Origin of the sequence: Hyphococcus sp., from assembly GCF_965228385.1 — a bacterium.
Taxonomy (GTDB): domain Bacteria; phylum Pseudomonadota; class Alphaproteobacteria; order Caulobacterales; family Parvularculaceae; genus Hyphococcus.
The window spans coordinates 1,060,148-1,074,414 of the sequence record NZ_OZ245810.1 but is presented as its reverse complement, the minus strand read 5'-3'; the positions used below and the strand labels follow the sequence as shown (position 1 = coordinate 1,074,414).

Below are 14,267 nucleotides of genomic sequence, written 5' to 3'. Positions count from 1 at the left end.
CAATTGTGAAAAAGACAGACCCCCGCCGGCATGATTGCGGCGGGGGTCTATTTTTTCCTTTAAAACTCTCCGCGCAGACTAAATTTGAAATTACGTCCTGGTAGCGGAACCATGTCTTTCAGAAATGAAGTATGCAATCGTACATCTTCGTCAGTTAAATTGTTTCCTGAGAGCCTAATTGATACATTCGGCTGATGCACAAATGGTCGCAAGGTCACAAATGCGTTGAAAACTTGGTATCCGTTAGTTGGCAGTTCGAATTCGCTGACATCATCCTGTCTGGCGGCGTAATCAAGTTCAGCTCGAATATCTGCAAATTGCGAGCGCGCCTCCAGACCGATAATTCCTGAAAGCGGCGGGATGCGAGGGAGATTATCATTTCCCGCTACATCAATAGTGGCTTTGACATAATCAACTGACGCATCCGCATGAATATCGAATACCCCAGCACGCAAAACTTCTCCCCGCACTTGGGCTTCAAATCCGCGGAAGGTTGCGTCATTTGAGAAAAATTGAAAAACGGGCAACTCATCTTCTTCACCGCCGGTCGCCGCTTCATAAATAAAATCATCATAAGAAGTGTGATATCCGCTTACTGAAAATCTGAAGCGTTCAGTTTGCAGCCGAAGCGTTGCCTCAACGCCTGTCGCAACCTCTTCATCCAAATTTGGGTCACCCACTTCGAAGGCATTCGTTGCCAAATGCGGCCCATTGGAAAAGAGTTCTTCAGTAGATGGCGCGCGCTCGGTGCGGAAGCCCGTAGCGCCGACAAAAACACTCTCATGAATTTGGTGGCCCACCCCGCCGGAAACGGAGAAACCATCAAATTTACGCTCAAGTCCGGTTGCTTCAACCTCGTGGGTTGTATGCTCATAACGCCCGCCAAGTTCAAAGCGCCAGTTCTCCAAGGACAGCTCTTTAACGGTAAAAACCCCAATTTGATTTGAATTTGTCGGTGGTACGAACGCTTCTTCACCGATAGCAGAAAAGTCTCGTTTTCTATATTGTAGCCCTATCGCGCCATTTACTTCGCCGCCGACGAATTGGAAAGGTTTATCGACGAGTTCAAATCGCCCTTCCCAACCTTCATTAGTAAATAGCGTTCCGATTTCACCACTCGGTTCGACTTCAGCATGCTCATAGTCGGCGTACCCAATTCGGATTTTCGCCTTCTGAAACAGTGCAAAATCACTTTCAATTTCACCATGAAGATCGAGACGCCGCTGTCGCAGATCAATAGTGACGCCGCCTTCTTCCTCCTCACCATGCTCCTCGTCTTCATCATGGTCTTCGTCTTCGTCGTCATGATCATCTTCATGGCCGTGCCCATGACCGCCCGGCACGCCATAATTTGTATCAAGCGCCGTACCCGAAATACCGAAGAAACCATTATCAAAGATCAGCGACAGCCCGGCTGATCCGCCTTTTGTCTCATACGCAGAGTTCTCTAGAATACCGAAAGCTTCTTCCTCTTCATGATCATGGTCATCATCATGATCGTCATCATCATGATCGTCATCATCATGATCGTCATCATCATGCTCTTCTTCTTCCATCGCCCGGAAGGCTGCAGATTCCGCGAATCCCGGTATATTGTAGTCTTCTGCTTCCCTATAAAATCCATCCCCATGAAAGACTAACGCAGCATCGCCGAAGCTCCCTAGCTTCAAATCAAATCCGCCGGACGCTTCAATACTGTCATCGACTGTCGCACCGCCAATACGTAGCGCGCCATCAATTCCTCCTTCCGGTTCCTCGCTAGGAATGCGACCGTTGAACACGTTCACAACGCCGCCGGCCGCTGAAGAACCGTATAGCAGCATTGCTGAACCTCGAACGATTTCAATTTTTTCTGCAGTCGCCGGCTCTACCGCCGCCGCATGATCGGGGCTCGTGGCAGAGGCGTCTATAGAACCAATTCCGGCGTCTAGCACCCTAATGCGGTCGCCCGTTAGTCCCCGGATTACTGGTCGGCTAGCGCCTGGGCCAAAATACGTTGAAGAAATGCCAGGTTCCCGGCGCAGTGTTTCGCCGATTGAGTTTTCCAGCCTGCGTTGCAACTCTTCGCCATTTACAACGGAGGTGCTGATTATTGTTTCGCCTACTGTCCGTTCGATGGGAGAAGCGGTTACAATAATTTGATCTTCCTTGTTTTCGAACGGTTCAATTTGAGCGCCAGCACCTTGTGCAAGAGCAATATAGGCGGTTGTTGCGCTGGACAGCAGCAGATAGGTATTCATTTCAATTAATCCCTCAAACTTCTAATTCTGCGCAGTTTTACTGGCAGTAATCACAATCGGCGTTAAAATGTCAGACTGTTTAAAAGCTTGGAGGGCCGCGGGGTTGGGCGGCTCTGATGACGAGCAGCGCGCGTTCGGTCTGCGTCACCTGATCGGCGGCGCGCCAGACGGCTATCGCCATGACAATGGCCACAGCGGCTGTAGAGACAGCCTTGTCTGATTGCGGCGCCGCAAGAGAGAGGACGCAAAGCTGTCCGCCATGATCGTGGGGGCCGTCGCCATATTTGGCGGCGTGTGAGGACACCAGGATTTGAGACAAAGCGAAAGCCGCCACGGCCGCTATTAACGCCGCGCCGAGCCGGGAATGCCAATTTAACAACGCTTTGCGCGTCATTCAGTCTCCAGGGCGAATTGCTTCAACGGTGTGATAATTTCACAAACAAGGTAAAAAGTCTATCGGGAAGACGAATGCACCCCTTCCGGCCCAAAAATAACCTGGTGAGAGTTACTCAAACGCCTCCCACCACTTATTCTTCGTTTTCGACCGCGCCGTCGCTGTCGTCTTCCTGTGCTGGAATTGCATAGCCGCCGGACAGCCAGCGATGCAGATCTACATCGGCGCACCGCTTTGAACAGAAAGGCGCATAGTCCGAAACCGAACCCTTGTTACAAATAGGGCATTGCATAGTTTTTTGCGGCCGCGCCGCATTGTCATTGCTCGGTGAGGTCAAAAGCCCGCTCCTCCAGATTGTCTTTCATCATGAAATGAAACCGCTCGCCGTAACGTTCCGCCAGCCGCGCGCGCCATGTTGAATGCAAGTCTATAAATTCGGCGACAGCCGCGCCCATATCAACTTTCAGTTTAACCCCGGAATCGACGCGCAGGCGATTTTCCAGCGCACGAATAGCGGCTTTCGCGCATGTCTCCACGGTGAAACGGCGCCCGCTCACCGGATCAACAGTTGCTGCTTCCGTAAAACGCTCGAGCAGAGAAGGCATGCTTCGCGGCATTGTAAAACTAAAAAGTCCGGACCTGGAAAAGCTCGCCGCGCCGGCGCCGTCTAGTGCGTTCAGTTCAGTTTTTAATTGCTCCTGAAACCGCCTGCGCTGCGTTTCCCCTTTGAGCGGCGGGAAATCGATGACGATGTGCCCGCCGATATTCCGTAAACTGACCTGCCGTATCGCCTCTTTCGCAGCGGCGACGCCAATCTTTTCACGCAACCTGGCCGGCGATGATGCGCTCAATCCGGCTGTATCCACATCGATCGCCGTCAACGCCTGCGTTTCATCGATTATAATTCGCCCGCCGCCGGGAAGAGTGGTTTCAGGATAGGATAGTGATGAATAATCCTGCTCCACGCCATTATCTATAAAGAGCGATACTGGTCGACTCTCATGCGCCACATGCTGGAACCCCGCCTTTTTTAAAAGGCGCGCCGACGCTCCATCATCGACAAGGATGTCGGCGTCAAGCGCGCCCAGAGCTTCAGCCGCTTCCAGCGCCGCATTCGTAAACGGCGCAATGCGGCCCGGCCTGGCGTTTTGTTTTGACGCACCGAGTAAGCGCAGAATCGCCCCCTTCGTTTGACGCGGGGGCGATTTTACTTCTGCATGTATGAAAGCCCCTTCCACAAGAAGCGATTGATTTGCCTGTTGCAGCGGCAGAAAGGCATCGCGGCCGTTTCCTATATCTACAAAAACACCGTTGAGCGTCCGGTTAACCGCCTTGATCTGGCCCGCGAAACATCGGCCGGGCAAAGGAAACTCATCCGTCGTCTCGTCACCGCAAGCAGGGCCGAACCAGAACTTCCAGACCACATCGTCAACAAGTAATGCACCGCGCGTTTCCGCTACGCCGCATTCAATTATGACGCGCCTCTTCATTTACGCCATCCGGCGCCGGTCAACAGGTTTGACGTTTCATAAAGCGGAAGACCCACAACGTTTGAATGTGAGCCGAGCATCGTCACGATATGCTTTGCAAATACGCCCTGAATAGCATACCCGCCGGCTTTGCCGCTCCATTCACCGCAATCGATATATTCATCTATCGCATTATGATCGAGGCGGCGGACTTTCACGCGGGTTTCAGAAACTTTCGACAGTATTTCGCCATCCGGCTTGACCAGGGCAACACCGGAAAAAACACGATGCGACCGCCCTGATAAGAGTGCAAGGCATATGCGCGCCGTGCGCTCATCTTCCGCTTTGGGCAGGATGCGTCTGCCGCACGCGACAGCCGTGTCGGACCCTAGAACGAAAGCGCGGGGATTCGCTTTCGCCACATGACGCGCTTTTTCCTGCGCCAGACGCGACACGTATGCGGCCGGTTTTTCACCAGCGCATTCCGTTTCATCAATGTCCGCGGGAATAATCTCATCAGGCGTAACGCCAATCAGCTTCAAGAGCTCTTTGCGCCTCGGGCTGGCGCTCGCAAGGATGAGCGGCGGGGCCGGCATCTGACTAATTACTTGAAGCGATAGGTAATACGGCCCTTGGTCAGGTCATACGGCGTCATCTCCACCAGCACCTTGTCGCCCGCGAGAACTCTGATGCGATTTTTTCGCATTTTACCCGCGGTATGGGCGATGATCTCGTGATCGTTCTCAAGTTTCACGCGAAATGTCGCGTTCGGCAGTAATTCTTCCACCGTACCCTCAAACTCGAGTAATTCTTCTTTCGCCATTCGCTCCTCAAAAACCATACAACAGGGCCAGGCCGCAGCTATTGCGCCCGGTGTGCGGCGGGAACATGGTTGGCTGCGGGTGGAAAATCAAGGTTTTTCGTAGATTTGGGAGAATCTTCGGCGCAACTTCACTCTAAGCGTATCTCGAACGCCCTTGTAGGCCGAGATAATGGCGTCTCTCCCCCCTCTTTCTTCCGAAGGGTTTTCCATGTCCCAGAATTCAATCGCTGCGTCAGGTATGAGTCGCCGCGCCTCAATCACAGCTTCAGGGGTCAGGGCGATAATCACATCGAACTTCGTCAAATCAACATCGCTCAGCGTTTTGGGCTCATGATCCTGCATGGCGACGCCAAGCTCGCCCATGACGATCTCGACAAATGGATCAAGACCCCCTTCGTAAACGCCAGCTGAATCCACTGTAAACGCACCGTCAGCTTCCAGGCGCAAAAGCGCCGCCGCCATTGGCGAGCGCACGGAGTTCATGTTGCATGCAAAGAGGACCGATGTTGTCATATGATTTCTATCACTTTCGTTCTCATCGCATATGAAAGCTGCAGATCAATGTGAACAGCCGCCGGGCTGTATTGTAGTCGAGCTCGATCTTGTCCTTTAGACGCTCCCGCAAAATTTCAGAACCTTCATCGTGCATGGCGCGCCTCGCCATATCGATGGTTTCAATCTGCGCAGGCGCAGCGTTTCGAATGGCGTCGTAGTAACTTTCACAAAGCATGAAATAATCTTTGATAATTTTTCTAAACGGCGTCATTGACAAATGCATCTGCCCCAGCGCTTCGCCGCCTGCGCGGCGGACATCGAAAACCAGCCGCCGTTCCACATTTGACAGATACAGCTCGAATGGCCCCTCGCCTGCTCCGAGCGGTTTGAAAAAATTCTCCTCAAGAAGGTCGTATACCGCAACTTTTCGCTCATGTTCGATATCGGCGGTCGCCGGCGCGAGCGAGCGCTCGTCAAGATCAATCTTGACGATGTGAAATTTGACGTCGTTGCTTTGTTCGTCGCTCACGAACTCTCCAAAATAGACGTTCCTTCTTAACTGCGTCGCCCCGCCGCGTCACGTATCTCATTTGAATTAGGCGATAATGATCGAATCACGGAACTTAACGCTCCTTAAACCGTTTATTCTCAAGTAAATATAACCATGACTGACAAAATCGCATTCTTAATCGCTTCCGCTGCGCTGACGGCTTCTACGCCCGCCCTGGCTGCGCAAGAGCCCGCAAATATACCTGACATCGCTCGCGCGATGCTGGACGTCGCCTACGAGAGTGAAGATCCAAAGGAAATTGCTGCGGTCGCCAAAGCCGTGAAAGCGGTATTTCCCGATTATGATGAAGCAATAACTCGAAGCGCAGACGCCCGAATTGCGTCATTGACCCCGACTGAAGATGGGACCCCGACGGAAGAGGGAACATCTGGCGCAGACAATACGGGCGAGACGCCAGACGAACCACCGCACGGCGTGTTCGCCATTTCTCCCTGGGAAGGCAAAATCAGCGCATCGGCGCTGCTTTCTTCGGGCAATTCGGAAAACACAGCCGTCGGCGTCTCCATTGACGCGGCCCGCACAGCCGGAGCCTGGAAGCATAATTTCAAAGGCTATCTTGATCTTGGAGAGTCTGGCGGGGTCACTAATCAGAAACGCTGGGGCGCATCTTACAAGCTCGACTATAATTTTGGTGATCGCACCTATGCCTATGCGCGCTTTTCCTACGATGAAGACCAGTTTTCAGGATTTGACTACCGTCTTTTCGCCGGCGCCGGTCTTGGACATTATCTATTCGAAGGCGAGCCTTTTTCGTGGAAAATAGAAGGCGGTCCCGGCTACCGTTATTCGCCTATTGATTTAACGCGAGAAGTGGAAAGCGAAATCGCAGTATACGCCGCGACGGAGATCGACTGGCTGATCCGGGAAGGGTTGAAATTCGATCAGGACGTCACTGTCACCTGGACATCGCCAACTACAACGATTCAGTCGGTCACCGCCCTGACGACGCAACTTTGGGGCGACCTCTCGACTGGAATATCCTTTGAATACCGCTATGAAACCGACCCGCCCTTGGGCCGTGAAAACACCGATACAATCGCCAAGGCGTCGCTGATTTACGGGTTCTAGACATCAACGCTTGAGCGATGCATGCGGCTGGCGTACATAGCCGCCGCTATGGCTGAAATCGTTGTTGCTGCATTTTATAAATTCACGTCCCTGCCGGACTATGCACGCTATCAAGCGCCACTGCACGCAGCTGCGCACAACGCGGGGATAAGGGGCACCATCCTGCTGGCCCCCGAAGGTGTGAACGGCACGATAGCGGGCCCACACGCCGGCGTCGGCGCCGTCTTGGAATTTCTTAAATCCATGCCCGGCTGCGCTGAGCTGGAATGGAAAGAATCCTATGCAGTCGAAAATCCATTTTTGCGAATGAAAGTGCGGCTGAAGAAAGAAATTGTCACCATGGGCGTGACGGGCATAGAGCCCGAAAAAAGCCATGAGCACTATGTAGAACCGCAAGACTGGAACAAAGTTATCTCCGATCCCGACACAATCGTCATCGATACGCGCAATGATTATGAAGTCAGCATAGGCACTTTCGAAGGCGCAATTAATCCGGAAACAAAATCCTTCCGGGATTTTCCTGTATGGTTCAGAAAGTTTCGCGAGGAAAACCAGTTCAAAAAAGTCGCCATGTTCTGCACAGGCGGCATCCGCTGTGAAAAATCAACGGCGTTTTTGCGCTCGGAAGGCATAGACGAGGTTGTGCACCTCCGGGGCGGCATATTGAAATACCTTGAAACTGTTCCCGAAGAAAAAAGCAAATGGCGCGGCGAATGCTTTGTTTTCGACGACCGGGTCTCTGTCGGTCACGACCTTGCCCCCGGTTCGTATGATATGTGCCACGCCTGCCGCCAGCCAATTACGCAAGACGACAAACATTCCGAACATTACGCGCCCGGCGTTTCCTGCCCGCATTGTTACGATAAATATTCGGAAGAAAAACGCCGCGCCTTCGCTGAACGGCAAAAGCAAATTGAACTTGCGAAAGCACGCGGCGAAACGCATCTGGGCGCGAAATCACCCTCCTCCGGTCATCCCGGCGAAAGCCGGGGGCAAGAAATAAAAGAGCCCTCATCCTGAGGCGCCTTTTTCGCAATCAGGAGATTGCGGAAAAGCCTCGAAGGATGTGTTGCAACCACTGCGGCCAGCGGCGCGTCCTTCGAGGCAAATGCCGACGCATTTGCACCTCAGGATGAGGGAGCTGGGGTTTAATTCTCTATTTGAAACTTTATCTTAACCGCATGACCGACCTCCCTATCCTATATTCCTTCCGGCGCTGCCCCTACGCCATGCGCGGGCGAATGGCGATCGCCGTCAGCGATATCCCGGTGCGCCTGCGCGAAATCCTCTTGCGCGACAAACCTGATGAAATGATTGAGGCGTCTCCCAAAGGCACTGTCCCCGTTATCGTGCTTAGCGACCGGGTTATCGACGAGAGCATCGACGTCATGCACTGGGCGCTGGAACAGAACGATCCGGAAGGCTGGCTTGCAGCACAAGACACAAAAGACCTGATCGGTGAAAACGACGGACCATTCAAACATCATCTCGACCGGTACAAATATTCGACCCGGTATGAAGACGCTGACGCCGAGGAACATCGCGCTGAAGGCTTTAAATTCCTGCAAAAGCTGGACGCACAGCTAGCAGGCGCGGATTATCTTTATGGCGCCTCGCGCACCCTAGCCGACATCGCGATTTTTCCCTTTGTGCGCCAGTTCCGCATCGCCGATATGGAATGGTTTGACGCTGCGCCCATTCCAAACGTCCAGCGCTGGCTCAAAACCCTGATGGAATCGGACCTGTTCAAATCTGTGATGGACAAATATCCGTTGTGGAAAGAGACGGGAGAAGAGTTTGCGTTTCCAAATTCCAGACTAGATCCGGAATCAATGTAATAATGTCTTCAGATAAGAATATATTTCGGATCAGGTCTGTAAAGATGAGTGCGGCTAGTCTCTAATCCGCACCCTTACCGACTTCGCATGACTCGGAAGGCCTTCTGCGTCGGCAAGACGCGCAGCCTGAGGCCCGATTTTTTTAAGCGCCGTCTCATCGCAGCCAATGATCGATGTGCGTTTCATGAAATCAAGCACCGAAAGGCCAGACGCATAACGCGCGGCCCGCGCCGTCGGCAATACGTGATCAGGCCCGGCTACATAATCGCCGATGGCTTCCGGTGCAAAGCGACCCATAAATATCGCGCCTGCATGACGGATATTCACCAGCAATTCTTCGGGCTCGTCCACGGCCAGTTCCAGATGCTCAGGCGCAATGGCGTTCACAAGCGCAGGCGCGTCTTCGAGCGACGCGACGACAATGATCGCTGAATTATTATTCCATGCCGTTTCGGCGATCTCGCGACGCGTATGTTCTTTCAATTGTTCGCCCACCGAAACGGCTACTTTATTGGCAAAGTCCTTATCATCCGTAATCAGAATGCTTTGCGACGACGGGTCGTGTTCCGCCTGGCTCAGCAAATCCGCCGCTATCCAATGCGGATCGTTTTTAGCATCGGCGACCACGAGAATTTCCGACGGGCCCGCCACGCTATCGATGCCCACTACACCAAAAACCTGCCGTTTCGCCTCAGCCACATAGGCGTTACCGGGCCCGACGATCACGTCAACGGGGGCGATCGGGCCGGCGCCATAGGCCAGCGCCGCAATCGCTTGGGCCCCGCCAATGCGGTAAATTTCGTCGATTCCGGCGCGCTTGGCAGCCGCGAGCACCAGTGGGTTTATTTCGCCGTCCGGGGCCGGCGTGACCATGGTGAGGCGGCTGACGCCCGCAACCTTCGCCGGGATGGCGTTCATCAAAACAGACGAGGGATAAGCCGCCCGCCCGCCCGGCGCATAAAGCCCCGCCGCATCGACGCTCGTCCAGCGCCAACCGAGCGTAACGCCCTCATCATCCGTATAGCGCTCATCTGCAGGAATCTGTTTCTGATGATAAGAGTGGATCCGCGCCGCGGCAAAATCGAGCGCATCCAGGTCCGCCATATCGCATTTTTTATCGGCGTTTTCGATTTCATCAGCTGTTACGCGCATATTTTTATCGGTAAGATTGAACCGATCAAATCTCTCCGTATAGGTTTTGACTGCATTTAGTCCGTTGGCGCGCACATTGGCGACAACCTCGCGGACTATAGCGCTGACATCTTCGCCGCCGTCGCGGTCCTTCATAACGAAGGCGTCGAAAGATTTTTTAAAATCAGTGTCGGCGGCGTTAAGGCGTTGCGCCATAAATTACTCTTCGTGTTTCGGTTTCGCCCGCGTCCGCCAAGGGTCGGACATATCCGACATATAAGCGTTGATGCTTTCCACTTCGAGGCGCACGGCGCCGCCGCCCGCGAAATCGAGCATGATCGTTCCTGTCCCGTCTTCAGCCGCCTCGAAGTTGATCGCGAGCAGCTCAACCACTGCATCCTTGGCGTCTTTGCGCAGATGCTGAAATTGCGCCGCCTTGACGTCGTCAAAATGCAGACCCGACCGTACGCGATAGAACGGACCCGTTTGCCGGTCAGCCGATATCTCCCAGGCAAACCGATTGGCGACCAGGGCGAAACGGCGTTCAGTTGAAAGCCAGGCAAAATCGCCGAGTTTCGCCACAGCATCCTGAAGACAGGCCGATATAACGCCAAGATCTTCCGAATCGCCCGCCATCAGCCGCAGCGGTTTATAATCTTTTAGCGACGCCAAAGCCTTCTCCTATTCCTTGATGCGTTCTATCAACGCGCCGCACGCCTGAAGCTTTTCCTCAAGCCGTTCAAAGCCGCGGTCAAGGTGGTAAACGCGATTGACCATGGTTTGCCCTTCGGCGGCGAGCGCCGCAATGATGAGCGACATTGAAGCGCGCAGATCCGTCGCCATGACCGGCGCGCCTTTCAGACGCTCAACACCGCGCACAGTTGCTGTTTGACCGTCTACCGAAATTTTCGCACCCATGCGCGACAGCTCCGGCGCATGCATGAAACGGTTTTCAAAGATGGTTTCCTTGATTGTCGATACGCCGTTCGCGGTCGTCATCAGCGCCATGAACTGCGCTTGCAGATCTGTCGGAAAGCCGGGGAATGGCTGAGTGACAATATCAACGGCTTTGCAGCGTTCGCCATTGCGCCGGACACGTATGGCGTCATCTTGCGCTTCGATATCGAGACCGATTTCTTCCAGCACCGCCCAGGCTGCGCCTAGCAGATCACTGTTCGCGCCCGTCAGTGTCAGTTCTCCCCCCGTCGCGCCCACCGCCATCATGTATGCGCCGGTTTCAATCCGGTCGGGCAGAACGCGATGCTCACAGCCATGTAAGCGATCAACGCCTTTGACAGTAATGGTGGATCCCCCCGCGCCGGAGATTTTGGCGCCCATCGCATTGAGGCACTCAGCGAGATCAGCGATTTCCGGCTCTCGCGCCGCGTTCTCAATTGTTGTTTCCCCATTGGCGAGGCACGCCGCCAGCATTGTATGTTCGGTCGCGCCGACGGAAACGAAGGGAAAAGATATCTCCGCGCCGCGAAGACCGTCCGGCGCCTCAGCAAGCACATAACCTTCATCGAGATCGATGTTTGCGCCCATCGATGTGAGGGCTTTCAAATGCAGGTCTACAGGGCGCGCGCCGATAGCGCAGCCACCGGGCAGCGAGACCTTCGCTTTACCTTCACGCGCAAGAAGCGGTCCCAAGACATTGAAACTGGCGCGCATTTTTCGAACAAGGTCATACGGCGCCTCAGTTGAGGCAATCGTCTTGGCGTGCAATTTCAGTGTTGAGCCGTCAAATTGCGTCTCGGCGCCATGCTGTTCAAGCAGGCGTAGCAGCATGTCGACATCCGCCAGCCGGGGCACATTCATCAGCGTTATCGGTTGATCAGTCAGCAGCGCCGCCGCCATCACTTTCAACGCCGAATTTTTAGCCCCGCTGATCGGGATTGTTCCAAAAAGCGGCCTCCCGCCGATAATCGCCAGTTTATCCATTTATTTGTCTTTCTTTTCTTCTTTTGGGGCGCTTTGTTTGCGGCGCCGTAAATTCGCACGCAGCGCTTCCGCGAGACGCGTTTCACGGTCCTCGCCTTTCCTGCTCGATAGCGGTTTTTTTCGGGCGGCGCCTCGTTCTTCGCGTGATTTATCAGTATCTGACGACATAATCGCGGGACTTAAAGGCTCTTGCGGCCACTTCGTCAACCGGCCCGATTTAGGTGTATTGCGGGCTTTTCTTGCCAGAGTCATTAACGTAAACCCCGAACGCTATGACCAGTGAAATCGCGCTTTCCGGCGCCTTGCAGGGCGCGCAGTCATATGACACGGCTGCAATCATGACCCGCATCGCCAATGCTCGTGAAATTGACGAGCTCGGGCATGTCAATAATGCAGTGTATTTGAATTGGGCGCAGGATATTGCTGTAGCGCACTGGCGCGCGGTCGCGCCTGAAAACATGCGCCTGGACTTTGTCTGGGTCGCACTTCGCCATGAAATTGACTACCGCGACCAGGTGTTCAGTGGCGAAAAAGTGGAAATCCGGACTTGGCTTGGCCGCGCGTCCGGACCGCGTTTCGAGCGCCATGTTGATATTCGAAAGCCAAATGCTTCTAGATTCTCAGCAAAAGTATTGACGGACTGGTGCCTGATCCACGCCCAGTCACGTAAACCAAAGCGTGTTGGAGCCGATATTTTCACGCTTTTTGGCGTCGATGGTTAGGCAGATTAAGAAAGTGGTTGAATGGTGCTGCCGGAGAGAATTGAACTCTCGGCCTCTCCCTTACCAAGGGAGTGCTCTACCCCTGAGCTACGGCAGCCCTAAATGAAACCCGCAAGGCCCGGAAACCGGAGGCGCGCGGTATAACGCGGCGCAGCGTCGATGGGAAGCCGGTTTTTGACGAAAAACAGTTTGGCGGCGATGAGATTCTGACGGAAACAGCCGGCGCGGACCGGCGTCCGGCGTTGTTTACAATTGACCCGCCATACTCGGCGACGTTTTATAATATTTCCAACTCCACAAGCTAGCAGTGGTTCTACCGCCGGAGCTGCCATTGCGCGTTCCAAGCCGGAATTGAGATAACTCGTACGTCAAGCCATCATTTTTTCAATTGGCAATACCAGAATTGCGCTGGCGCCAAGTTTTTTCAAATCTTCGAGCGTGTCCCAGAATACGCTTTCACGGCATACTGCATGTATGGCCACTTTTTCAGATGAACCGGCGAGTTCCAGCACCGTTGGCGCCTCTGCGCCCGGCAGGTATTCTGTGATTGCACGGACGGCGCTTTTTGGCGCATTCATCATGACATATTTAGCGTCACGCGACGTAATCACGCCATTGATGCGTTTTAGCAAAGCTTCAAATACGGTTTGTTTTTCAGGAGAGAATGGCGCGTTCCGCCTGATCAGAATTGCTTGCGAGTCAAACACAGTCGCAACTGGTTTCAATCCATTAGCGTCCAAAGTCGCGCCTGTAGAAACTATATCACAAACGGCGTCTGCAATTTTAAGACGGGGCGCCACCTCCACCGAGCCATTCATCATAACAGGTTTGGCGCACACGTTCTGCGCCTTCAACCATTTTAGCGTTAAGCCCGGGTAAGAGGTTGCAATACGTTTGCCTTCCAGCATTTCAGCGCCGTCAAACACCCATTCCTTGGGCGCAGCCAGCATTAACTTGCATCTTGCAAAGCCTAACGGCATCACCGCCTCAGCTGCGTTTTCTCGCGACCCATTGAGACGATCTTCTTCAAAAACATTTTCTCCGACAATGCCTATATCGCACGCATTATCCGCCACAAAGGAAGGAATATCGTCGTCGCGCAGCAAGAGCACGTCGATTGGCAATTCCTGCACTCTTCCATAAAGCTTGTCTTTCCCGCGGGATATTTTTAGGCCACAGCTTTTCATCAGCTCAAGGCTGCCTTCCGATAACCGTCCCGATTTCTGAATGGCGATACGCAAACGTTGTTCACTCATCTATGCGTGCTCCGCGTCTTTTTGAGCCTGTTCAATATCAACTGGTAACCTTGATACGGCTCTTCTCGTAAAAATCTCGCAACACGACCGATGGTCGTCGTCGAAGCCCCGGTGGCGGCGGATATGTCTCGATATGAACACTCGCCTTCGTCGAGCATTCTCGCTATTCGCCATCTCTCCGCAAAAGCTTCGATTTCAGCGGGAGTCGCTAGATCTTTCAAAAATTTTGCAGATTCAGATTCGTCACGCAAACTAGCGAATGCTTTGAAGAGCGCTCTTTCTTCTTCGGTGATATTCATCTGATGCAATCTGACTGGCC

General features: G+C 53.6%; 17 protein-coding genes and 1 tRNA gene. 4 read left to right on the top strand and 14 right to left on the bottom strand.

Annotated features, from left to right (window positions below):
* Positions 1–59: 59 nt before the first annotated feature.
* The 8 genes from ACQK2Q_RS05005 to ACQK2Q_RS04970 all read right to left on the bottom strand — a co-directional run bounded on the left by ACQK2Q_RS05005 (position 60) and on the right by ACQK2Q_RS04970 (position 5,950).
* The gene (locus ACQK2Q_RS05005) at positions 60–2,240 is read right to left on the bottom strand and encodes a TonB-dependent receptor (protein WP_425408647.1); all 2,181 of its coding nucleotides are present in this window, start codon (positions 2,238–2,240) and stop codon (positions 60–62) included.
* 79 nt (positions 2,241–2,319) lie between these two features.
* Positions 2,320–2,634: a hypothetical protein gene (locus ACQK2Q_RS05000; RefSeq protein ID WP_425408646.1), complete on the bottom strand. Its 315-nt coding sequence runs from the start codon at positions 2,632–2,634 to the stop codon at positions 2,320–2,322.
* 133 nt (positions 2,635–2,767) lie between these two features.
* Positions 2,768–2,971, bottom strand: a complete 204-nt coding sequence (locus ACQK2Q_RS04995) for a DNA gyrase inhibitor YacG (RefSeq protein WP_425408645.1) — start codon at positions 2,969–2,971, stop codon at positions 2,768–2,770.
* The gene (locus ACQK2Q_RS04990) at positions 2,952–4,124 is read right to left on the bottom strand and encodes a ribonuclease E/G (RefSeq protein WP_425408644.1); all 1,173 of its coding nucleotides are present in this window, start codon (positions 4,122–4,124) and stop codon (positions 2,952–2,954) included. The genes ACQK2Q_RS04995 and ACQK2Q_RS04990 overlap by 20 nt, the downstream gene beginning before the upstream one ends.
* Positions 4,121–4,699: a Maf family protein gene (locus ACQK2Q_RS04985; RefSeq protein WP_425408643.1), complete on the bottom strand. Its 579-nt coding sequence runs from the start codon at positions 4,697–4,699 to the stop codon at positions 4,121–4,123. The genes ACQK2Q_RS04990 and ACQK2Q_RS04985 overlap by 4 nt, the downstream gene beginning before the upstream one ends.
* Before the next feature lie 8 nt (positions 4,700–4,707).
* On the bottom strand, positions 4,708–4,926 hold the full coding sequence (infA, locus tag ACQK2Q_RS04980) for a translation initiation factor IF-1 (RefSeq protein ID WP_104830882.1): 219 nt from the start codon (positions 4,924–4,926) through the stop codon (positions 4,708–4,710).
* Positions 4,927–5,013: 87 nt separating this feature from the next.
* Positions 5,014–5,439 carry a low molecular weight phosphatase family protein gene (locus tag ACQK2Q_RS04975; protein WP_425408642.1) on the bottom strand — a complete coding sequence of 142 codons (426 nt, stop codon included), beginning with the start codon at positions 5,437–5,439 and terminating at the stop codon, positions 5,014–5,016.
* Positions 5,440–5,461: 22 nt separating this feature from the next.
* Complete coding sequence (locus ACQK2Q_RS04970) at positions 5,462–5,950, bottom strand: UPF0262 family protein (RefSeq protein ID WP_425408641.1); 489 nt, start codon at positions 5,948–5,950, stop codon at positions 5,462–5,464.
* Positions 5,951–6,085: 135 nt separating this feature from the next.
* On the opposite strand from ACQK2Q_RS04970, the gene ACQK2Q_RS04965 reads away from it, so the two are divergent.
* The 3 genes from ACQK2Q_RS04965 to ACQK2Q_RS04955 all read left to right on the top strand — a co-directional run bounded on the left by ACQK2Q_RS04965 (position 6,086) and on the right by ACQK2Q_RS04955 (position 8,898).
* Positions 6,086–7,060 carry a DUF481 domain-containing protein gene (locus ACQK2Q_RS04965; protein WP_425408640.1) on the top strand — a complete coding sequence of 325 codons (975 nt, stop codon included), beginning with the start codon at positions 6,086–6,088 and terminating at the stop codon, positions 7,058–7,060.
* A 48-nt stretch (positions 7,061–7,108) separates the two neighbouring features.
* On the top strand, positions 7,109–8,080 hold the full coding sequence (locus tag ACQK2Q_RS04960; protein ID WP_425408639.1) for a rhodanese-related sulfurtransferase: 972 nt from the start codon (positions 7,109–7,111) through the stop codon (positions 8,078–8,080).
* Positions 8,081–8,241: 161 nt separating this feature from the next.
* Positions 8,242–8,898 carry a glutathione S-transferase gene (locus ACQK2Q_RS04955; RefSeq protein ID WP_425411123.1) on the top strand — a complete coding sequence of 219 codons (657 nt, stop codon included), beginning with the start codon at positions 8,242–8,244 and terminating at the stop codon, positions 8,896–8,898.
* Between the two features lie 54 nt (positions 8,899–8,952).
* Here ACQK2Q_RS04955 and hisD read toward each other — a convergent pair whose 3' ends face one another.
* Genes hisD through murA form a run of 3 tightly spaced genes read right to left on the bottom strand, consistent with a single transcriptional unit; the run spans position 8,953 to position 11,970 of the window.
* Positions 8,953–10,245 (bottom strand): histidinol dehydrogenase, encoded by a 1,293-nt coding sequence (gene hisD, locus ACQK2Q_RS04950; RefSeq protein ID WP_425408638.1) that lies wholly within the window; start codon positions 10,243–10,245, stop codon positions 8,953–8,955.
* A gap of 3 nt (positions 10,246–10,248) precedes the next feature.
* Positions 10,249–10,701, bottom strand: coding sequence for a DUF2948 family protein (locus tag ACQK2Q_RS04945; RefSeq protein WP_425408637.1), 453 nt, complete (start codon positions 10,699–10,701; stop codon positions 10,249–10,251).
* Positions 10,702–10,710: 9 nt separating this feature from the next.
* On the bottom strand, positions 10,711–11,970 hold the full coding sequence (gene murA, locus ACQK2Q_RS04940; protein ID WP_425408636.1) for a UDP-N-acetylglucosamine 1-carboxyvinyltransferase: 1,260 nt from the start codon (positions 11,968–11,970) through the stop codon (positions 10,711–10,713).
* 338 nt (positions 11,971–12,308) lie between these two features.
* On the opposite strand from murA, the gene ACQK2Q_RS04935 reads away from it, so the two are divergent.
* Positions 12,309–12,692 (top strand): acyl-CoA thioesterase, encoded by a 384-nt coding sequence (locus ACQK2Q_RS04935; protein WP_425408635.1) that lies wholly within the window; start codon positions 12,309–12,311, stop codon positions 12,690–12,692.
* Positions 12,693–12,714: 22 nt separating this feature from the next.
* Here ACQK2Q_RS04935 and ACQK2Q_RS04930 read toward each other — a convergent pair.
* The 3 genes from ACQK2Q_RS04930 to ACQK2Q_RS04920 form a co-directional block, all read right to left on the bottom strand.
* A tRNA-Thr gene (locus ACQK2Q_RS04930) sits at positions 12,715–12,789 on the bottom strand.
* A 271-nt stretch (positions 12,790–13,060) separates the two neighbouring features.
* On the bottom strand, positions 13,061–13,948 hold the full coding sequence (gene hisG / locus ACQK2Q_RS04925) for an ATP phosphoribosyltransferase (protein WP_425408634.1): 888 nt from the start codon (positions 13,946–13,948) through the stop codon (positions 13,061–13,063).
* Entirely contained in the window at positions 13,945–14,247 is a 303-nt protein-coding gene (locus ACQK2Q_RS04920; RefSeq protein WP_425408633.1) for a YerC/YecD family TrpR-related protein, read from the bottom strand. Before ACQK2Q_RS04920 ends, hisG begins: the two co-directional genes overlap by 4 nt.
* Positions 14,248–14,267: the final 20 nt, after the last annotated feature.